Origin of the sequence: Pelosinus fermentans JBW45 (genome assembly GCF_000271665.2) — a bacterium.
GTDB lineage: Bacteria > Bacillota > Negativicutes > DSM-13327 > DSM-13327 > Pelosinus > Pelosinus baikalensis.
On sequence record NZ_CP010978.1, the window covers coordinates 1,533,691 to 1,554,600 of the forward strand.

Consider the following 20,910-nt stretch of genomic DNA (forward strand, 5'->3'; position numbering starts at 1 on the left):
ACTATTGTTCTGATTTTAAAATAGATAAAAAAAGTAAAGAGGGTGTATTCGTGTGAAAAAAATGCGATTTATTGTAGTACTTATGTTATTATTGACAACAGGAATGTCAGTATCTGCTTTAGCTAAAGACAAACCTCAAGTGACTCCTCCGCAGATTATTACGTTAGCGGCGATTTCTCTGCCTCAGGATGTGAAGGAGAAATATGCAGAGCAAACAGTGGCTGTGAAGGTTAAGGCAACGATATCTGTGTATGGAACGGTAGATGGTGAGGTGAAGATCATTACTAGTTCTGGAGATGCTGCTTTTGATAATGCAGTGATTGAATCAATCCAAAAGTCGGTGTTCAGTCCCGCCTATAGTGATACTACGGCAATTTCGTCTTCTATTCTTCTTCCCTTGCATGTAAAGGTAGAAAAAATTATACCGGAAGAACAGGCAAATGGTGAAGCGCAGCCGATTGCAGAATAGGTTCATTCGCTGTACTACAGAGGATGAATGATTATAAGGAAAATCCATTTTCTTAGCACCCTATGTCCTTGGTATTAAGGGAAAAGAAGCGGTCGGGAATCTGTCTTTTTAGGATAATAAATGGAATGAAACCTCTTACAAAAGTGGATACTTTGGAAGAGGTTTCATTCCATTTATTAATTATTTTTTATCTAACACGCATTCATTTCCATTTATTTTTTGGCAGGTGTTGCAATGGTTTGTATTAATATGTTCTAGTGCATAGGCGATTGCATGATTGGTGTGAGGAAAGAAATGTTCTTGTCCAATCTGATCATAAAGACCAGTTTTTTTCATTTTTTTCTCCGGTTGTTCATTTAAACCCGAAATCAAGACGGTGATGCCTTTTTTCTGGATATTTTCTACGATCATGCGTAAATGATTTTCTCCCGTAATGTCCATAATTGGAACTCGGCTCATGCGTAATATAATAATTTTAGGGTCATAATGGATTGTACTCATGATGCTTTCCGAAAACATTTGAGCTGCCCCAAAGAATAAAGGGCCTTCAATGCTAAAAATGCTAATTTGGGAACAATCATAGGTATGAAGTGCATTTTGGTCTGCGATATCGATTAAATGGTTCTCGTGATCCGGTACAACTTGTGTTACGACCATGATTTCACTCATTCGTTTGACGAACAGCATCATGGTAAGTAATAATCCGATTTCCACAGCTACCGTTAAGTTTGCAAATACGGTAAGAAAGAAGGTAATAAGTAAGACTCCGGTACTTAAGGATTTGACTTTTGCAATACCAATAAAGGCTTGATGCTGACTCATATTATAAGAAACAACCATCAAAACGGGAGCCATGCTTGCTAGTGGAATAAGACCTGCATAGGGTGCAAGAGCGAGCATCGTAAGGAGTACGAAGACAGCGGAAATTACAACAGAGTATCGTGTTGCCGCACCAGATTTAATATTGGTTGCTGTACGGGCAATGGCACCTGTAGCCGGGATTCCACCAAATAAGGGAATTACTATATTGGCGATACCTTGTCCTACTAATTCGCGATTGCTGTTATGATGTGTACCTGTCAGACCATCGGCGACAACGGCAGATAGTAAAGACTCAATGGCACCTAAAATGGCTATTGTCAGAGCTGGCTGAAGCAGCAGCTGCACTTTTTCTAGTGTAATGTCAGGAAATTGCATATGAGGTAAATCGCTGGGGATTCCACCGAAGGCAGAAGCGATAGTAATTACATCATTTGGAAAGAATAAAGTTGCGATCATTGTCGATAGGATGAGTCCAACGAGAGAACCAGGTACTTTTGGTAAATAACGAGGTGTAATGAGAATCGTTACTAAGCAAATGACTGCAGTTAATGTACTATAAAGATTAATCGTATGGAAGTGGGTTACAATTTCCTGCATATTAAATAAAAAGCTTTCATGACGCTCAAGGCCAGTTAAACCAAAGAAGTTAGAAATCTGGCCGGCAAAAATGTTGATAGCAATACCGGCTGTAAAACCGATGGTAACAGATCGGGGAATGAACTTAATCAGAGATCCCATATCTAAAAGTCCCATGACAACCAGTATAATTCCGGATAAGAATCCAGCTATCAGAAGGTTCTCAAATCCATAGGTGAGTACAATAGAGAGCAAGATGGGAATGAAAGCACCGGTTGGACCAGCAACTTGATATCTGCTTCCACCAAATAGAGCGACTAGGCAAGCTGCAATAATTGTAGTATAAATACCATTTTCAGGATTTGCGCCAGAAGCAATTGCGAAGGCCATGGCCAAGGGCAGAGAAATCACACCTACCGTCAGACCTGCTAATAAATCTTTCTTAAAAAATCTAGTAAAATAACGTTTTAGTGGTACTCTAATAGCGCGTGTCATGTAAATCCCCTTTCAGTCCGAAAAACAATATGTTCATTATTATACACCTCTATGCAAAAAATGTGAAATATTATTATATTGAAATATAGATAGATACATAGTATCATATATTCAATTAATACTATATAGTTATCTTTGAATATGAATCACAACGTTATTATTATGAAATGTGGACAAATGAGGTTCTGGTGTAGAAGGAGTAGACAGTATGAATAGAGAAATCCAAGACTTTAAGGCTGATTTTTTTAAAGCTTTATCTCATCCATTGCGAATTAATATTTTAGAGATCCTATGTGATGGCGATAAGAACGTCAATGAGTTGCAGTCACTATGTGGTGTTGGAGGAGCCGTTATTTCCCAGCAATTAGCGATTCTTCGCAATAAAAACATTGTTAAAACCCGCAAAGATGGAACAAGAGTATCGTATTCACTGCAAGATCCCATGATTCGAGAGCTGCTGGTGATAGCACGTCAAATTTTTAATAATCATCTGGTTAATACCATTAGTAAGTTTGATCGTCTTCAGATGGAATCAAAGCCTTAACGTTTAAAATTAATACGCAATAAGGGGTAAGTTTGGTGTATAATTAGGAAGGAAGATAGGCAAGAAAGAATCCTGCAAAGTACGTAACTTTGCAGGATTGAATATTTCATAGTAAGAAGGGTGCTATCCTTCGTTTCATTTCATATAAGATATCATGTTGACTAAAAGGGGTTATTCATGGCTAATTCATTTCAGATTTTTAAGAACCAACAATTTCAAAGTATTGCAATTTCTCACTTCAATACAATTCTTGGTACTTCCTTACTTGTTCCTGTATTACCAGTTTTTTTGCACAATAGCGGATTAAGTGAGACGCAAATTGGGCTTATTATGGGCGCTACGGCAATGAGTTCCCTTATTATAAGGCCATGGATTGGTTTTCAAGTGGATACTAAAGGCAGCCGTCCAGTGATTCTGCTTGGACAAATCGTACTTATTTTATCAACTGTTGGTTATTGGTGGGCGACAAGTTTTTTGGGCTTTTTTGTTTTACGATTCCTTTACGGTATTGGGCAGGCTTTTTATGGTACAGGAGCAGTTACCTTCGCCAGCAGTATCGGATCAGGAGAAAGTAATTCCAACTCGATTGCCATGTATACGTTAACTACCATGTGTGGTCTTGGACTTAGCATGAGTATGGCTCAGGTAGCTTTTGATAATTTTGGATTCAATGCACTTGCTGGCATTAGTGTTATTCTAATCGGGATTGCTTTTAATGTGATGAAGTGGCGTTCCCAGCCAATTCAGTTAGCTGCGAGAAATGTTGTTCGAGCACCATTTATGGATGTACTGAAATCCAAGGTTGTTTGTGCGTCGACTCTTTCTCAGTTTGCAGTAAGTTTTGCTTTTAGTGCAGCTCTAACCTTTATCCCACTTGCTGCCATTGATAAGGGGGTTGATTTTTACTCTCTTTTCTTTATTGCTTTTGCCATCTCAGTGGTTTTTTCCCGTCTTTTCGTACAAAAGATAAGCCATATCTTAGGACTCTTAAATGCAACACTATATGCGAGTATCACAATGTTGCTCGGTATCTTGCTGTTATTGATTACCATTTCGCCTATTATGCTGGTTCTCTCAGGACTTCTGTTTGGGCTAGGATTTGGTGTTGTTTATCCCACCTTGGTTTTACTTTTAGTAGAGCGAATCCAGCAAACGAATCGAGGTACCGCTCTAGGTATTATGATTGCAGCTGGTGATATTGGAAATGCTCTTTCTGCCGCCATATTGGGCGGTGTAGCTGAACATCTGGGATATTTCGTTTTATTTTTAACGACGGCGTTACTATTGGCAATATGTACCTACTATTTTTATTCAATATTAGTTAGAAGTGATGACAAGATTAGTGATAATTGATGATAATGTATTATGGAATGAATCCTTAATTAAAAATACATAAAGCTTTCATACAACGGGAAAATTAGAATAAGTGCGAGGAGGTGTAATGTATATGAATTTTTTGAAAATGTTCAGCAAAAGCTCTCTCTTGTTATTGTTGGCCGGTGGTATTGTTCTAGCTTTGCTGTCGGATCGCCGCAATCTACGGTCTGGTGCAGTGAAGGTGACTAAAGGGGCTTTAATTGCCAAAGACGAAGTGAAAAATGCAGCAGCAAAAGTGAGTGCCAGAGCTTCTGATTTTGTAGAAGAAGCGCGTCAAGTTCGAGGTGTTTCACCTTGTCGTGGTGCAGTGGCTAGAGAAAAAGGGCACCGGATAGCCGTTGCTACGACTGCCAAGATATTGACATTGAAAGAAGCGGCACAAGCTGAATTTAAAAGTATTGTTGATGAGGCGAAAAGACGTCGTGCCATTCGCTAAAGTAGATCTTATATGTTCTTGAGAGCAGCGAAATAATGAAGTAACTGCAGAAGCACAGAATATGCTGAGAGATTTTTATTTGATCTTTTCTCAGTATTCTGTGCTTCTGCGTTTTTTATTATGTTTTTTATAATCCTAGAGATTCAAATTGGTTTCTTACCAGACAACGAGCATTTTGAGTTCATAATGATTGCCAATGTACTGATATTCAGCAGTAATCCTGCAGTTATTGGAGTAATGAGCGAGGTAGCAGCTAGTGCCACACCAGCTATATTGAAGACCGTAGCAAAGGATACATTTTGACGAATGACCTTATTCATATATCTGCTAAGATAGATGATTTCAGCCACTTTTCGAGGATCATCATTCGCAATCACGATATCAGCGGTTTCAATTGCCTGAGCTGTTCCCTTTCTGCCCATAGCGATGGCAACATCACTGGCAGCAAAGGCGGGAGAGTCATTTATCCCGTCTCCGATCATTACAATCTTCTTTCCTAGGGCTTGCAAATCGTTAATCATTTTTACTATATCGTCAGGAAGCATAGAATGCCAGTTAGCAGTACAATCGCCCGTTATCACACGAATATCCTTGATACCTAAAGAATGCAGCTGGTCTATTCCTGTATAGCTCTCATGTTCAAATAATACTGTATCAACGTCTCCTATACGTTCTAGAACCTCAATCTGCTTTATAAGAACTCCTTTCTCGGCTGCTTGGCTAATTGCAGAATGCATCGCTGCGTCTTTGGATAGGGAAATTGCAGCAGGGCACCCGGCGAGTAATATTGCGAGGCTTCGCATAAAGTTTCTTGTTAGAAGAAAGCTAATTCCTGAAATCGCCAAGGAATACCATATGATTTTTTCAGCCAATAAAGAGGATGAAGATTTTTTTTCTTCATTTTTATGAGTGGAGATGTTATTTTTCACTTCTGTATCTATGAGATTGAGGTTCTCTTTTTCTTCAGACGGGCTTTTTAGTGCCTGCAACTGCTTTCCCATAAGAAGATTCGATATGCTTTTATGGGAATTTTCCTGCGCTGCTGTGCCAAGCCAATAGGTTAATTGGACTAGCCAGAGCACGGACAATCCAGTAATACTTTCTCGTATGGTTAGCAGTAGTAAGGTAGGCAGAAACAAAAGCAATTCATAGTTCATATTGTGTTTTTTTGCCGCTGTTTCAAAGCGGTTACGTAAGAGGGGGTAGCCAGCGATTAAAGTTGCAAGAGCAGCAAAACTGAAAATTTGTGGGGAAGAAGACAGGGGAGATTTGCCTGCAAAGAAGCGTTTGGTGACTAGTCCTACTAGAATGAGACCTGTTGCGAAGGCATAGGTCCCCGGTGATTTGATAAGTTCTGGGGGATGATTACAGTCAATTTTTACGCTCTCATGTATAGTGGACTTTTGTATCGAATATCTTTGCTCTATTGCAAAAATCAATGATTGAATTTCAGTTAGACAAATATAAGTTGGATTAAAATGAATGAGCGCTCGGCCTGTTAATGGATTTGCTGTCACGGAATAAATATATTTTTCTTTTACCAATCTCGTTGCTATATAGTGAGCAAAAGCGGGGCTTTGCAGAAGTGATTTAATGGATATTCGTAACCGTCCTGGCAATAAATTGTACTGGCTTGTTGTAAGACTAGCTGCTGCCAATGAAAAGCGTCCTCCTTTTTGATTAAAATACTCTTTTGGAAAACCAATAAATTATAGCCATAAACAGGCAAAGGATGATGGAGCGTGAAAGAATCAACAGCAAGGAATGATTTCCCTGCTGTTAATGTAAATATATGTGCCGCTGGTTAAAAAAGCTTTAAACGTGCCCAGGAGATACCAGCAAGTAAATTGTCTTTCGATTCTTTACTTCTTTTCTTGATGTAACCGAAAAACTGTCCCAAGAACTCTTCCCAAATGGTAACCACTTCTCCCTTTATTTCTGGTGAGTGCTGTCTGAGTTCAATACTCATATCAATTGCTTCATGCAGTTCACGATTTGCATTTGTGATTTTCTGGCGTAACATTTCAATCGTAATAGCCACTTGTTCCTCCTGATATATGGATTAGCTAGGATCAGCTTTGGTAGTATCGAATGTTTCTTCACTAGCTTCTTCTAGATCTTCATCGACCTCATCAAGTGAGTCCTTAAAACGCTCAAATTGAGCTTCGCTTACCAGATCTTCAATGTCTTCCCGTACACCGCTGAAAACTCCCTGTGCCTGCTCTGTTAATCCGATTACACCTTGCACTGCTTTCACAGCCAAGGGACGAAGTTTTTCTCTAACACTCGGCATCAAAGCGGCTGCTACAACAACGGCTCCAATCCAAAAGGTTACATTATGTCCAGTACGCATTTTAATTTCGTGATTAAAGCAGCGTTTTCTTCTAGTTAAGCCATTCATTCCCGGTCCTGTTTCTACTAAGTCTGTTAGTTCTGCCAATTCCAGTAGTTCTTTACGTTCTTTGCGGATCATCTGCAGCAATGCCTTACGCGCATAGGGATCGGTAACTGTGTTTAATTTCTGTTCATATATACGTATGGCGGCTAATTTCGCCTCAAAGACTTGTTCAAGCCCTAAGGTCGTGTCCTCACAGCAAGTTTCCATAGCTCGCGCACGCATGAGCTGCCCTCTGCTTTGTTTTACCTTAGACTTTATTTCATATTCGTTATATGATCCTGTTTCTATATCGGACATTATAACCCTACCTTTCCCAATTTATGCGATGTAATCATTAGTATTGTTCCCATGTTTATCCATGTTATATACGTTTTTCATAAGATTTATTTGAGATATCATATTGACTGGGTATAATTTTTTGTAGTATAATTAATAATAGTGATAATGATAATTGCTATCATTAGGAGGCGGTTTATGCCTATGTCAATATATATAAAACCAATTGAAGTATTGCGGCTTGAATGTACAAACGATATACGAGAGGAATTTTGCCAAATACGTTCACGAATTTCTTCTTTAGAACTTCATAAATTGGCGGATTCTTTGTTTTGCCAAAATTCTCTTGCATGGCCTGCAGTTTTGTTAGAGCTGCAAAAAGGAAGAATGTTAGATCGGCTTCTTAATAAGCTGAATGGAAAAGTGAAAGCCCATGGTTTTTCAAATGAGAGAAATTTAGCATTAAAAGGACCTTTTCCCGCTCTTTCTCTAAGGTCATTGCTGCCTGTAGTTCACGAACATCGCTCTACATTACGAGCTACCCGTTGCGTTGAATTTTTGGGCAATAAAGCTTGCAGTTATTCTTTGAAATCAGTCACGAAAGGTATATTTCCTTTTCAGGTCGATGTAGCAACCTTAGCCATGGAATCCTTAGGGTGCTCCAGTAAACAGCAAATGAAATTAGCATTGCTTGAACTTTCTGAACGTATTAAGGGATGTATTCTTAATTTCCTCTATGATTGGGAGAACTTAATAATGAAGCAGATTGGTGAACAACTGTTAACCTTTAAGCAAAATTCCTATTTGTCGATTACAGAAGCAGCAGTATAATAAAAAGTTGTATTCCATATAATACATTCTAGTGGGCGCTGATCCTGCTAGACACTCTCAAATCCCAGTGTCTGGGATTTTTTTGCGTTTATTAGAGGATCGTTCTTTTTCTTGTAGGATAAGAATTTATAAGTTTAGGGGAACGTTGAACACAGCGTTCGCAGAGAGCACAGAGGTTTTTAACTTTATCTATTTTTTCTCCGTGTTCTCTGCGCCTCTGTGGGTTCCTTTACTTTCTATGTTTTAAAGGACGCGTAGCGTTTTTCTTGTGATTAGAGCGACTTGGTCATCGGATAAAGAGCTAAAAGGGGGAAACGTTGTTTGGCTGCACCATATCTACAAATTGTTCACAAGATACCTGGGCGCATTCGTATTTATCATCCTAGAATAAAACTGAATCCTAAGTTTGCTTCACAGCTTGAAGTACTTTTAAGGAAGCAAAAAGGGATTCAAGAATGTAGCGCAAATCCTAAGTCGGGTAAGATATTGATTCAATATAATCGGGCTATGACTTCTGAAGGCGTTTTATGGTCCTTCTTGCAACAGCACATCAAACAGACTTCTAAGCCCCAGATTTTAAAAAGGCAGAAGGCAAAACCTTTTGAGGTAGAGGATGTGCCCATTCCTACTCAGATTGCTTTAGTGGCTATTGGCGGTTTAACACTGCTTTATCATCTGTTTCGTTATCTGTTTCGCCCAGGACCTCTTTCAGTTAATTTGTTGAGTTTAACCAGTTTGGCAACATTAATTACCTCTTTTCCCATATTACGCAGTGGTATCGAAAATCTTTTTCTGCGCCGAGTTTTAAATAATGAGATTTTGATTGGAACGGCCATTATTTTGTCGGTATTGTTAAGAGAAGGGGCTACTGGCTTGGTAGTTGTATGGCTGGTGAACCTCAGCACCTTAATCGAAACCCTTACATTGGATCGATCACGCCGTACCATTCGGAGTATGCTGGAAGGCAATCAAAAAGACGCCTGGATTGTTGTAAATGGGCAGGAAGTCATCATACCTATTTCTCAACTAAAGCAAGAAGACATCGTATCCATAAAACTTGGCAGCAAAATTCCGGTAGACGGAATCGTTATGAATGGTGAGGCGGTAGTCAATCAAGCAGCATTAACAGGAGAGCCTGTGCCTGTGCACAAGCAAGTTGGTGATAAGGTATTGGCTGGTTCCACAATTGAACAGGGGACCTTGTATGTTAAGGCAGAACAAGTGGGGGATCAAACATCCGTTGCCCGTGTGATACATCTTGTTGAAGAAGCGGCTCATTCTAAAGCTCCCATACAAAAAATGGCAGATACCTATTCTGCTCGTCTCATCCCAAGTTCATTTCTTTTGGCATTGCTGGTGTTTCTACTGACAGGAGATATCAGAAGAACGATGACTATTTTGATTGTTGCTTGTCCCTGTGCGGCAGGATTAGCAACGCCTACTGCTCTTAGCGCAGCAATCGGGAATGCTGCCAGTCGGGGAATTTTAGTGAAAGGCGGCCGTTATCTAGAGGAAGCAGGAAAAATAAATTTTTTACTATTTGATAAAACAGGTACGCTGACAGACGGAAAACCTGCCGTTGCTAACGTCATCCCGATTCATAAAGGATATGATTCCAATTCTATTTTAACCTTAGCTGCCGGGGCAGAGGCGAATGCAAATCATCCACTGGCAAATGCAATTAAAGAAGCTGCAAAAGAGCAGGGAATTAATTTACCCTGTATTCCTGACAGTGAAATGGCAATTGGTCGTGGTGTGAGGGCTACGATTGATGGTGTGGTTGTTCATGTTGGAAATTCCTCATACTTAAGTCAGATGAGTATAAAAATTCCTCCACAAATTCCTTTTGCAATGCAAAACAGGGCTGAAAGTGCAACGTTAGTATACGTAGCTAGTGGCATGACTCTTATTGGAGTCATTGTGATCGTAGACTCTCTTCGCCCTAATGCAGAAAAAGCGATTCGCAGTATTCGGGAAGAGGGGATTACGAACATTGGAATTGTCTCTGGTGATGCGGATGCAGGGGTAAAAGAGATTGCCAATCTTTTAAGACTGGAGAAGTTTTGGTCCAATATGCTCCCACAGGATAAGTTTAATATAATAAAATCCTTGCAGGAAGAGGGATATGTAGTGGGGATGGTCGGGGATGGAATTAATGACTCTCCATCCTTAGCTCTTGCCAATGTTGGCATTGCTATGGGGGTAGGTGGGGCCGATGCGGCGATTGAAACAGCTGGTATTGTTCTGAGAGAGGATAATCCAGAAAAAATTGTGGAAATCATCCGCCTTGGTAAGAAATCCTTACAGATCATCAGGCAGAACTTTCTTTTTGCTATTGGGGCGAATATCATCGGATTAGGGCTTGGTTCTGCGAAATTAATTTCACCATTTATAGCAGCTGTTTTGCACAATGCAAGTACCCTGGCAGTTGTAATGAACTCCACACGACTTCTCTCCTACGCCCCCCATCAGCCTAGCACAGAGACTGCTCTTTCTCCCGCCAATCAGAAAAGATATGAGCTGCCGAATAAAAAATAGTAATGAACCGCGAAGACGCGGAGAATTGCAAAGACGCAAAGGACACAGAGTTCGCAGAGAGCACAGAGGTTTTTTAACCTTATCTATCTTTTCTCAGTGTTCTCTGTGCCTCTGCGGTTCGGTTTACTTTCTAGTAACTCCTGCACGGTTTAGACCATGGGAGAGTTTTGTATTATAATAGGAAATAGTACACTTAGGTACGAATTTAGATGAAAAGGATCATGATAGGAATGATAATCGTAAGTGCTTGTTTAGCAGGTGTCGAATGTAGATATAATGGTTCGTCATACTCTGTTCCACAAATTGTAGAAATGGTAATACAAGGTAAGGCTATACCAATCTGTCCTGAAATACTTGCTGGGTTGCCAACTCCTCGTCCTCCAGTAGAGCAATTTGAAGGAAAGATCATCTCTTTAAATGGTGATGATCAGACAGCTCCATATAGGGCGGGTGCCAAAATGGGCTTAGAAATCGCAGTAGTGAGCGGGTGCCAAAAAGCGATACTGAAATCGAAGTCGCCTACTTGCGGCGCAGGGTGGATATATGATGGTACATTTTCGGCAAATTTGATTTCTGGTGATGGTATCTTTGCCAAAATGCTCAAAGATAAAGGCATAGAAGTCTGTACAGAAGAAATATACTGCAAAGGTTAAGATTCAATCGAAAATGCCAAATTTGATGGGAGTAGTCCTTTTCAACTGTGCTTTCTTATAAAAACTCCTGCAAAGTTGTTCGCTTTGCAGGAGTTTTGCATTGTACTGTGAAAATAGTATAAATTGGAAGAATATAAAAGTGGTCATTTAAATTGATATGCATAGAAAAGAAGCAGCAATGTGGTAAGAAATTCGTTAGAAAAATCTTTTTTGAGGTGAGCATATGACTACATTAAAGTGGGGAATTTTAGGTCCTGGGGCAATCGCCTTGGATTTTGCAAAAGCAATCAGGGAAGTGAATGGCAGTATCTATGCAGTAGGCGCAAGAAATCTTGAAAAAGCAAAGGCCTTTGCAAGTATTTATCATATTGAAAAGGTCTATGGCAATTACGAAGAAATGCTGAATGATCCTGGAATTGATGTAGTTTATATCGCAACACCGCATAGTAATCATTATGAATTTATAATGAAGAGCCTCCATAACAATAAGCATGTATTTTGTGAAAAGGCTATTACTGTGAATAGCAGGCAATTAAGAGAAATTGTTGCTACAGCAGAGCAAAAGAGTTTAGTCGTTGCAGAAGCTATGACTGTGTATCACATGCCATTACTAAAAAAGCTGCGTCATATTGTTACCTCAGGGAAAATTGGCACACTTAAAATGATTCAGGTATCTTTTGGAAGTTGCAAAGAATACGATGTTACCAATCGATTCTTTAGTAAAGAATTGGCAGGGGGCGCACTTCTTGATATTGGCACGTATGCTTTGTCTTTCGCCAGATACTTCCTTTCCAGCCAACCCTACGAGGTACTGACTACTGCGAAAAAGTTCGAAACGGGTGTAGATGAGCAGTCAGGTATCCTGCTTAAAAACTCCAAGGATGAAATGGCAGTGATTTCTCTAACGATGAGAGCAAAAATGCCAAAACGAGGTGTTATAGCAGGAGAATTAGGATTTATTACAATCGATAATTTTCCAAGAGCATCGGAGGCTACGATACACTATCTAGACGGAAAAGTGGAAGTGATAGAAGCTGGTGAAACCGAAAAAGCATTGGTATATGAAGTGGAAGACATGAATCAATGCATCTTGAACAAAGCTAAAATGGATACCGTAGAATTATCCATGGATGTCATGGAAATCATGGATGAAGTTCGATCTCGATGGGGAATACGATATCCCTTTGAATAAAGCAGTTAGTCTTACTAAGGAACTAATGCCTCTAGTTTTGAAAGTAATTTAACTAGCACAGCCAGATCGGTTTCTCCCAAATAGTCTTTAACAGAGGCTTGGGCTTTATCCCAAAGCTGTGATGCACTGTTTGTGGTGGTTGTTCCTTTTGGGGTCATCGCCACTTGTCTGGTTCTGGGGTCTTGACCAGGAGTGATTGTTATTAAGTCATGATCTACTAATGGTTTCATGTTCCGATTCAATGTTGTTCGATCAATGCGCATGACGTTAGCCAATTCGCTGATTGTGATCGGCTCGACTTGTTTAAGATGCTTTAATAAGGATAATTGACTAATGGTAACTCCGCTAGGTTGTAGAATCTTATCATAAAAATGGGTAACAGCTCTAGAGGCTCGCCTAATATTCAAGCAATTGCAAGGGCTGGGTTTTTTAGGATGATGATGTTCATTATTATTTTTCATTAGATGGTCACCTTTCTTATGGAATATTGCAGCGTTTAGCCGTGTGTATATGCACATATGATGGTTTCATTGTAAAGGGAATGATGTAGCCTGTCAACAAACAAAAAGGTGATAAGGAAGATATAATAATTTTGCTCTTGACAGACAAAATTAAATAGTATATATTGAAAAAAGCTGATCAAAAGAAAATTGAAGGCGAAAAGTTCTAACAGAACTTTTTGCCTATTTTGTTTTATACATTCTAGAGGATAAGTTCACCAATCTGTCACTAGCGATCACAGCTTAGCAATCCCTTAGATTGCTAAGCTCTGCTCTCAATGACAAAATAACACAAAAAATAAGCTATAGGTAGGTTCCACGTTGTGCCTCCTCTGCATGTTTATAGTTCGATTTGCTGTATATGTCCAAAGAATAGGTTATTAGTGCTCTTGTTCAGTAAAAAAAATGGAAAACTATACCTTTCGGTAGAGGTAATCATTATCAAAATGATTTATGCTAATATTAGGAAGAAATAGGAGAAGAATAAATCAAAAGGAAATTAGGTGATTAGATGAATATTCATGAATTACATCAAATTAAAAATGTAGCACTCCTTGTTGGAGTTATATATCTTTTAAAGTTTTTAGGAATTGTAGAAGCATAAGAAAATTACTAAAAAAATGCTACACTCAGAGCTGCTCTCAAATAGAGCAGATCTGGGTGTAGCATTTTTTTATCGTAGTATATTTTAAAATTATCATGCGTATACACTATTAGAGTTGGAATTTAAACTTCGCCTGCAGTGGAGCTCACTTTAACATAAAGGAGTTACTGATGGAAATATGCAGAGGAATTCCATCCACAACGCCAGAAGCCCTTTGGTTTATTATTGAAAGTCTGGAGTCTCGCGGCTATGAGTTTGTAACTGTTACGGAATTGCTTCAGTATTATGAAGAGAAATAATCAGTGGGCCATCGGATAAAATGATTTCAATTATTACCATTCTCCCTTATAATAGAAATAAAAAATACATATACAAGTCATTTTAAAAAGGAGGAATATAATATGAGTACTGCAATAAAGATTTTTATTGTAATGATATGTATTCTTTCTGGAATTTCTCCAATAGCCTTAGCGAAGCAGACCGAATGGAAAGAGAACACTTACGACTTCACAAAAGTGAAAACCATTCTAATTATGGATACTGAATTTATTTATGATGGATTTGATATTAGCGGCAAGAATCAGTTTCATAACTATCCGGATGTGCAAATAAAGATCGAGGATATGTTGGCGAGAAGATGGGAAAAGGTAACTGGATTTCACTATGTCACTTTGCCTTATATTATAGAAAGAATAAAGGCTGATCCTAATACTCCAGTAGATGCTGTAATAGGGCCTGATATGTCGGGAGATCTAATTAAAGCAATACCAAAGTATGCCGATCTTGTACTATTTACAGAGGTTCATGATTTTGGCTGGTTCTATGAACATTATGATGCGTATTATTCAACGGAGACTGTTATTGACAGAGTTCGATATGGGGGAGTAACAGCAGATGGAAAGGCGTATTCTGGCTGGATGGAAGTTCCAAGATCTGTTGTTGTTCACTATGATGCTGGTTATCGGATTTACGATAGCGCCGACCTGCGATTTCGAATTGTTGATGCTCGCACTTGGAAAGATGTATGGAAGTATTCAGATAGAAGAGACCGTATATCCAGCGCTTTTGGAAAAGAATACGATCATTCTGGTCCAGAATCAGTAATGAAGCGTATTTTAAATGTAGCTTTTGATAAACTGCCTTTTAAAAAATAAAACATTTTGAACCACAAAGGCACAATGCCGCTAGTGCGGCACACAAAGGAGTGCACAAAAAAATAAAAATAAAACCCTTTGTGTCCTTTGTGTTTTTGTGGTTCGATTCGTTTTATATGTTTTTAAAAATATGTTAATATTTTTCTTATATAGTTATGAGTTATATGGAGGCTTACTATGCTGAAAGAATTTATGATTCACACTCCGCGTGAGGGATTTATCGATATTACTAGTCAGGTGGCAGATCTATTGAGGCAAAATCAGGGCGAGAAGAATTTGTGTCAAGTTTTTGTCTCTCACACGACGGCAGGAGTAACGATTAATGAGAATGCTGATCCTGATGTGATAAAGGATATGCTGCTCGCACTCAATCATATGGTACCGGAACTGGATTATCAGCATAGTGAAGGGAATTCTCGTGCTCATGTGAAAGCGTCTATGATTGGGTCATCCGTTACCATTCCCATACTGAATGGAAGTCTGCATCTGGGAACTTGGCAGGGGATTTATTTTTGCGAATTTGATGGTCCGCGAAAACGAAAGGTTTGTGTAACGATCTTGTAGCATAATATTATTCTATAAGCAGCTTAATTCTTGCTTAGGGATATGTATTGAAAATAAAACGCCTGCAGGAATTCTCGTATGTAGAATCCTTGCAGGCGTTTTTTATAAGATAAGAATTTATAAGCTTAAGGGAACGTTGAACGCAGAGGATACAGAGTTCGCATAGAGCATAGAGGTTTTTAACCTTATCTATTTTTTCTCAGTGTTCTCTGCGTCTCTGCGGTTCGGTTTACTTTCTATGTTTTAAAGGGCGCGTAGCATTTTCTTATTGCTTTTATTAGGCGCATTCAGAGGCTGTAATAACCTTTGAATCCAGTAGATACGTTAATAAGAAGGTTCCGATACAAGCAATCCATTCCAGATAAATCACGTGCGGGAAGATGCGGACGGAAGGAACGGCCTGCCAGAGGATTAAAACCACTAAGCTTACCATAATGGTATAAAATGCAGCGTTTCTGCGGCAAAGAGAGGGGGCGAATAAGGTAAAGAGAACAATCACACTAAAGGAAGCCGTTAAGCTAAGACCAATCATAAGGGTAGTGATAATACCGCTAATGGTCATAGCGAGAATCAGGGTTAATAACCCTAAAATGAGTACGGATGCCTTTGTGACAACCAGAAACGTTTTATCGCTCAGATCAGGATTAATAAACTTTTTGTAAATGTCTTGGGAAAACAAGGTTGCTGAGCTGAGGAGCAGACTACAAGCTGTGGATACGTCAGCTGCCCATAAAGCTGCTAACGTAATCCCTGCCAATACAGGGTTCAATGACATGATGGTCATTGGAAGGGCCATAGCAGGACTTACATCGGGAAACATGGTTTTTGCGATGATGCCCAGTAGTGCACTGACAAAACCAATGGGCAGCATCATCAAGCCGCCAATCACAAAACCACGGCGAGCTGTTTGAACGTCTTTAGCACCCAAAGAAATCTGAATAATGCTCTGTAAAGATAAGTTGACAGTTACTAATACGAGTATCCAGGTGATAATGCCGGTGATACCTACGCCGTCAAAGAAGCTGAGATAAGGTACATTTGCAGGCAGCTGAGCTTCAATGTTTTTAAGACCACCTGCATGTGTTACGCTGACAATTGTAGCTAAGATAATACCAATGTATTTTAATGATACGTTTAAAAGATTGGAAAGACTAGCTGACCACATGCCTCCAGTCATCGTAACACTAATAAATACGACGGCGCTTGTAAGCATGCCGGTAGTTAGTGTAAAGATTTCAGGCATTAAAGCACAAAGAATACTGCCGCCTGCCAGGTATTGAAGCGACATAACGACTAGTTGAATGAGTATTTGACAGGCGATACCTGCGATCATACCTTTTTTATCATAGTATCTGCCTAAAAGTTCGGGTATCGTGGTGATATTAAGCTGGCGATATTTTTTTGCAACCAACATTCCCATGGTGATGGCTCCAAGACCCCAAGCCGTTGTATACCAGCCTGCAGAGAGGCCGACTTTATAAGCTTGTTCTGCCACACCAATGGTTGACGCTCCGCCAACGGCAAGACCTACAATGGATACGGTAATCAGTGGGGTTGTAAGCTGTCTGCCTGCCAGGATATAATTGGTGGCACTGCCAGCAGACCGCCGTTGAGCAAAATAACTAATAATAAAGAGCAGCAGAATGTATATGCATACAATTAGAAATGGAATATTCATGTGTGTAAACCTCCTTAAGGTATAGAGTATTTTTCAGCTATTTTCTTTTATGCCAGCTATAAAAGAAAAAACGCCCCTCTAAAAAGAGGGACGATAGTGACCGTGGTACCACCCAAATTTGATCTTAGACAAAATAAAAAGCGATACCGTATAAGGGACGAATCACCGCGGTACCACCCTAGTTCGATCATAAGATCAGCTCTATGTCTGTAACGTAGACAATACGGCAAGACCTACTGTGTTTTTCAGCCTGCAGTTCGGGAAGGAACTTCATTGTGTATTTTCAACTAGTTTACACCAGCCACTAGCTCTCTGCATGAAAAGGGCACAATTACTTTTTTCCGTCATCACCAATATCGTATATAGTATTGTTACGATTATAATGTTTTCACATACGATTGTCAATACCCAATGTACTGCTGTTTTCAGATTTCAATGTTTTTTTAGTATTAACCTTCAAACTGTATCTTTTCATTAGAGAAATCTTTGAGAAACTTCTGCAAAATATATCTTAACTTTGCAGGAGTTTTGTTATTTAATCGCAAACATATCATAAAAGGTAATATTTGGTAAATTTAACAATAGCTATCAATTTGGAGGAGATCATATGAAAAATGCAATGAAAGTTATGGAATGTGACTGGGATTGGGGACAAGCTTTCGAGAAAGAAAAAAAAAATATACGGATGATCCTTGGCTCTCATGCAGTCGCTATTGAGCATGTAGGGAGCACAGCGATTCCTCAGCAAGAAGCAAAATCGGTAATCGCTATCTTGATTGGTGTTCTACCTTTTAGGGGATTTGGCTTTTATCAATCGATGTTTAGTTTAAAGGACTATAGCTATATGCAAATCGATATGAATGATCGATATTTGTTTAAAAAATATGAGAATGGCATTTGGACACATAACTTGCATATTCTTCCTTATGATGATGATTTTTATTTGCGCAATGAATTTTTGCTGCGTGATTATTTGCGTGATCATCCTGAGCTCGCTTTTGAATATGGTAAAGTTGAAAAGTGTTTTAATAAAAGGAATGGTGGCAATATTGCAAAATTTACCTGTTCAAAAATTGGGTTTATACAAAAGATAATTGATGCTGCCAGAAGAGAAAAGGAGTTAGCCTTACAGCATGTTTGAGCATTTATGTAAAAACAGTAGAAAGCAAATTTGCATTAATGGCAGTCTTCGTATGCAAGGAGCTACAGCTGCAATGGCAGAAGAAATAGTAGGGGCGGATGCCAGGCGAATGGGGGCCTGGCTTGCCGAATAGAAAGTTAAGCAAAATTTAATAAAAAAAGCAAAATTAGATGGCACCAGGTAGCAAAGGATACCTGGTGCCATTTTACGATTAATTATTTCGCCCATTCTGGGGAATGGCTATAAGTGATATAGTAAAAAATATTGCCTGGTATTAATACCAGGTGCTATAATGGGAGTTAGAAGTGGCATTTTTAAGAGTAACTTAAGAGTTTTAAACAATGGGAGGGCTATGATATGAATAAAAAATGCGTTGGCATTATTGGTCTAGGGTCTTATGTGCCTCAACGGATCATGACGAATAAGGAATTGGAACAAAGAATGGATACCTCTGATCAATGGATTGTTGAGCGTACAGGGATTCATGAACGGCGTGTTGCGGCAGAGAATGAATCTACGTCAGATTTAGCTACAAAAGCCGGTCAAAAAGCATTAGAGGATGCTAAACTTTCCGCAGCGGACATAGACTTAATTATCGTAGCAACGGCGTCACCGGATATGGTGTTTCCGGCAACAGCATGTGTAGTACAGGAGAATATCAAAGCAGTAAACGCTGCTGCCTTTGATATTTCTGCGGTTTGTTCCGGATTTCTATATGCCATGATAACGGGTAGCCAATTTATTAAAGCAGGTATGTATCGTAAAGTGCTAGTAATTGGCGCAGAAACCCTTTCGCGATTTACAGATTGGAGCGATCGTAATACAGGGATGCTGTTTGGTGATGGAGCAGGAGCTGCTGTTCTAGGTGAGACACCAGAAGGCTATGGTATTTTAGGAGTGGATTTGGGGGCAGATGGCGGTGGTGCAGAACTTTTGAAAATACCGGCTGGTGGTTCACGTCATCCTGCAACGAATGAAACGATATTGCAGAAACAACATTTTATTCATATGAGCGGAAATGAGGTTTTTAAATTTGCGGTCAAGGTAATGGGGGAAACCACTCTCAAAGCCTTGAAGAATGCAAATCTTACTGCGAGTGACATCACATATCTTGTGCCTCACCAAGCGAATATTCGCATCATTCAATCAGCAGCGAAAAGGCTTGGTATGCCAATGGAAAAAGTAGTAGTAAACATTAATAAGTATGGAAACACTTCTGCAGCTTCAATACCAATCGCTCTTGATGAGGCTGTAAAATCAGGGACAATTAAATCGGGTGATATTGTTGCGTTAGCAGGTTTTGGCGGAGGATTAACCTGGGCGTCCAGCATTATGAAATGGTGCAAATAAAAATTAGTGGATGCATAGCGTTTTTCTTATAGTATCAGAATTTATAAGTTTAGGGGAACGTTGAACACAGAGGGCACAGAGATTTTTAACCTTATCTATTTTTTCTCAGTGTTCTCTGCGCCTCTGCGGTTCGGTTTACTTTCTATGTTTTAAAGGACGCGAAGCGTTTTTTTCATCACATAAATAGTAATAGACTGACAGCCATAAGCATCATCCCTAAGACCAGACCATAAATAGATAAATGATGCTCTCCGTATTCTCGGGCAGTAGGTAATAATTGATCTATTGAAATAAAAACCATGATGCCGCCCACGCCTGCAAAAACGATACCAAAGAGGGTATCTGTCATAAACGGCGCTAAAATCAAATACCCAATAATTGCACCAGCAGGTTCTGCTAATCCGGAAAGAAAAGAGTAATAGAAGGCTTTTTTATGACTGCCTGTTGCGTAATAAAGAGGAATCGACACTGCAATTCCTTCTGGGATATTGTGAATGGCTACAGCGATAGCAATGCTTACTCCTAGAGCAGGATCTTGTAATGATGCAATTAACGTTGCAAATCCTTCTGGGAAATTGTGAATGGCCACGGCTAGAGCTGTAAAAGTCCCCATACGAAGCAATTTTTTTTCATTGGTAGGAAGCAGTATTGCTTTTTCTGAGCCGGCAATTTCTTCAACGCTATGCATTTCATGTGGATTTTCATGGGAAGGAATTAGTTTATCAATTGCAGCAATAAACAACATACCCCCGAAAAAGGATATCACGGTAATCCACGATCCCATTTTCTCGCCAAGCCCTAGTATTAAAGAATCCTGCGCTTTTCTAAATATTTCTATCATGGAAACATAAATCATTACACCTGCTGAAAATCCTAATGCGAGTGAAAGAAATTTTTTATTCGTTCGTTTTGTCAAAAAGGCCAGTGCACTCCCAATTCCTGTACATAACCCGGCAAATAGAGTAAGACCAAAGGCTGCCCATAGATTTTCTGTCGCCATATTATATGCCTCCCTTTTTTGCTCTTATTCTATTTCTTTCTTTTACTTTCCTGCACTTTAGCCGTCTTAGATTGGTGGTAGGTGTAATCACTTAAACAAAAAATAAGACCGTGCAGGGATTATGAACCCTTGTACGGTCTATCCTATTATCTCTTTAATTCATTAATTTGTTTTTGTAATTGCTCAATTTTGGCTTGTAGTTTTTTTCTTCCTTGTCTTGCTGTGTGCTGATAGCGTCAACTATATGAAACGTATAATCGAAACATTTGTGAATCAGACTAACGAAGAATCATAGCATCAGTTTGTATATAA

Annotated in this window: 21 protein-coding genes and 1 other annotated feature; of the genes, 14 read left to right on the forward strand and 7 right to left on the reverse strand. The window is 39.3% G+C overall.

All coding sequences use genetic code 11. The features are described from left to right. Nucleotides 1-61 precede the first annotated feature (61 nt). On the forward strand, nucleotides 62-469 hold the full coding sequence (locus JBW_RS06345; protein WP_235334229.1) for an energy transducer TonB: 408 nt from the start codon (nucleotides 62-64) through the stop codon (nucleotides 467-469). 180 nt (nucleotides 470-649) lie between these two features. On the opposite strand, the gene JBW_RS06350 is transcribed toward JBW_RS06345, so the two are convergent. Next, nucleotides 650-2,362: a SulP family inorganic anion transporter gene (locus tag JBW_RS06350; RefSeq protein ID WP_007956970.1), complete on the reverse strand. Its 1,713-nt coding sequence runs from the start codon at nucleotides 2,360-2,362 to the stop codon at nucleotides 650-652. A gap of 208 nt (nucleotides 2,363-2,570) precedes the next feature. Here JBW_RS06350 and JBW_RS06355 point away from each other — a divergent pair, with 208 nt between their 5' ends. The 3 genes from JBW_RS06355 to JBW_RS06365 all read left to right on the forward strand — a co-directional run bounded on the left by JBW_RS06355 (nucleotide 2,571) and on the right by JBW_RS06365 (nucleotide 4,719). Continuing rightward, a complete protein-coding gene (locus tag JBW_RS06355) occupies nucleotides 2,571-2,906 on the forward strand; it encodes an ArsR/SmtB family transcription factor (RefSeq protein WP_007956969.1) in 336 nt (111 codons plus the stop codon). 177 nt (nucleotides 2,907-3,083) lie between these two features. Beyond that, nucleotides 3,084-4,259, forward strand: a complete 1,176-nt coding sequence (locus JBW_RS06360) for an MFS transporter (RefSeq protein ID WP_007956968.1) — start codon at nucleotides 3,084-3,086, stop codon at nucleotides 4,257-4,259. Between the two features lie 94 nt (nucleotides 4,260-4,353). After that, complete coding sequence (locus tag JBW_RS06365) at nucleotides 4,354-4,719, forward strand: hypothetical protein (RefSeq protein ID WP_007956966.1); 366 nt, start codon at nucleotides 4,354-4,356, stop codon at nucleotides 4,717-4,719. 143 nt (nucleotides 4,720-4,862) lie between these two features. On the opposite strand, the gene JBW_RS06370 is transcribed toward JBW_RS06365, so the two are convergent. The 3 genes from JBW_RS06370 to JBW_RS06380 form a co-directional block, all read right to left on the reverse strand. Further along, the gene (locus tag JBW_RS06370; protein WP_007956964.1) at nucleotides 4,863-6,377 is read right to left on the reverse strand and encodes an HAD family hydrolase; all 1,515 of its coding nucleotides are present in this window, start codon (nucleotides 6,375-6,377) and stop codon (nucleotides 4,863-4,865) included. Nucleotides 6,378-6,523: 146 nt separating this feature from the next. Continuing rightward, nucleotides 6,524-6,760 carry a hypothetical protein gene (locus tag JBW_RS06375; protein WP_007956961.1) on the reverse strand — a complete coding sequence of 79 codons (237 nt, stop codon included), beginning with the start codon at nucleotides 6,758-6,760 and terminating at the stop codon, nucleotides 6,524-6,526. 21 nt (nucleotides 6,761-6,781) lie between these two features. Further along, nucleotides 6,782-7,414 (reverse strand): hypothetical protein, encoded by a 633-nt coding sequence (locus JBW_RS06380; protein ID WP_036681103.1) that lies wholly within the window; start codon nucleotides 7,412-7,414, stop codon nucleotides 6,782-6,784. Nucleotides 7,415-7,591: 177 nt separating this feature from the next. Between JBW_RS06380 and JBW_RS06385 the strand changes: the two genes are divergently transcribed. From JBW_RS06385 to JBW_RS06400, 4 genes are all read left to right on the forward strand, one after another. Next, entirely contained in the window at nucleotides 7,592-8,224 is a 633-nt protein-coding gene (locus JBW_RS06385) for a hypothetical protein (RefSeq protein WP_007956958.1), read from the forward strand. 321 nt (nucleotides 8,225-8,545) lie between these two features. After that, nucleotides 8,546-10,762, forward strand: a complete 2,217-nt coding sequence (locus JBW_RS06390; RefSeq protein ID WP_007956957.1) for a heavy metal translocating P-type ATPase — start codon at nucleotides 8,546-8,548, stop codon at nucleotides 10,760-10,762. Nucleotides 10,763-10,971: 209 nt separating this feature from the next. Further along, nucleotides 10,972-11,415 (forward strand): DUF523 domain-containing protein, encoded by a 444-nt coding sequence (locus JBW_RS06395; RefSeq protein ID WP_235334156.1) that lies wholly within the window; start codon nucleotides 10,972-10,974, stop codon nucleotides 11,413-11,415. A 223-nt stretch (nucleotides 11,416-11,638) separates the two neighbouring features. Then, entirely contained in the window at nucleotides 11,639-12,607 is a 969-nt protein-coding gene (locus tag JBW_RS06400; protein ID WP_007956955.1) for a Gfo/Idh/MocA family protein, read from the forward strand. A 14-nt stretch (nucleotides 12,608-12,621) separates the two neighbouring features. Here JBW_RS06400 and JBW_RS06405 read toward each other — a convergent pair whose 3' ends face one another. After that, a complete protein-coding gene (locus tag JBW_RS06405) occupies nucleotides 12,622-13,068 on the reverse strand; it encodes a MarR family winged helix-turn-helix transcriptional regulator (RefSeq protein WP_007956953.1) in 447 nt (148 codons plus the stop codon). A gap of 813 nt (nucleotides 13,069-13,881) precedes the next feature. Between JBW_RS06405 and JBW_RS25945 the strand changes: the two genes are divergently transcribed. The 3 genes from JBW_RS25945 (at nucleotide 13,882) to JBW_RS06415 (ending at nucleotide 15,429) form a co-directional block, all read left to right on the forward strand. Next, complete coding sequence (locus JBW_RS25945; RefSeq protein WP_007956944.1) at nucleotides 13,882-14,010, forward strand: hypothetical protein; 129 nt, start codon at nucleotides 13,882-13,884, stop codon at nucleotides 14,008-14,010. Nucleotides 14,011-14,112: 102 nt separating this feature from the next. Continuing rightward, nucleotides 14,113-14,865, forward strand: coding sequence for a hypothetical protein (locus tag JBW_RS06410; RefSeq protein ID WP_007956940.1), 753 nt, complete (start codon nucleotides 14,113-14,115; stop codon nucleotides 14,863-14,865). A gap of 177 nt (nucleotides 14,866-15,042) precedes the next feature. Next, nucleotides 15,043-15,429, forward strand: a complete 387-nt coding sequence (locus tag JBW_RS06415) for a secondary thiamine-phosphate synthase enzyme YjbQ (RefSeq protein ID WP_007956938.1) — start codon at nucleotides 15,043-15,045, stop codon at nucleotides 15,427-15,429. 277 nt (nucleotides 15,430-15,706) lie between these two features. Here the strand turns inward: JBW_RS06415 and JBW_RS06420 are convergent, their stop codons facing one another. Beyond that, on the reverse strand, nucleotides 15,707-17,107 hold the full coding sequence (locus JBW_RS06420) for a sodium:solute symporter family protein (protein ID WP_007956936.1): 1,401 nt from the start codon (nucleotides 17,105-17,107) through the stop codon (nucleotides 15,707-15,709). Nucleotides 17,108-17,190: 83 nt separating this feature from the next. Beyond that, nucleotides 17,191-17,464 (reverse strand) — a binding site (T-box leader). 250 nt (nucleotides 17,465-17,714) lie between these two features. Between JBW_RS06420 and JBW_RS06425 the strand changes: the two genes are divergently transcribed. From JBW_RS06425 to JBW_RS06430, 3 genes are all read left to right on the forward strand, one after another. Next, complete coding sequence (locus JBW_RS06425) at nucleotides 17,715-18,248, forward strand: GrpB family protein (RefSeq protein ID WP_007956934.1); 534 nt, start codon at nucleotides 17,715-17,717, stop codon at nucleotides 18,246-18,248. Then, nucleotides 18,241-18,381: a hypothetical protein gene (locus JBW_RS24930; protein ID WP_007956933.1), complete on the forward strand. Its 141-nt coding sequence runs from the start codon at nucleotides 18,241-18,243 to the stop codon at nucleotides 18,379-18,381. Before JBW_RS06425 ends, JBW_RS24930 begins: the two co-directional genes overlap by 8 nt. Nucleotides 18,382-18,605: 224 nt before the next feature. After that, nucleotides 18,606-19,598 (forward strand): beta-ketoacyl-ACP synthase III, encoded by a 993-nt coding sequence (locus JBW_RS06430; RefSeq protein ID WP_007956931.1) that lies wholly within the window; start codon nucleotides 18,606-18,608, stop codon nucleotides 19,596-19,598. 175 nt (nucleotides 19,599-19,773) lie between these two features. On the opposite strand, the gene zupT is transcribed toward JBW_RS06430, so the two are convergent. Further along, a complete protein-coding gene (gene zupT / locus JBW_RS06435) occupies nucleotides 19,774-20,598 on the reverse strand; it encodes a zinc transporter ZupT (protein WP_007956927.1) in 825 nt (274 codons plus the stop codon). Nucleotides 20,599-20,910 lie beyond the last annotated feature (312 nt).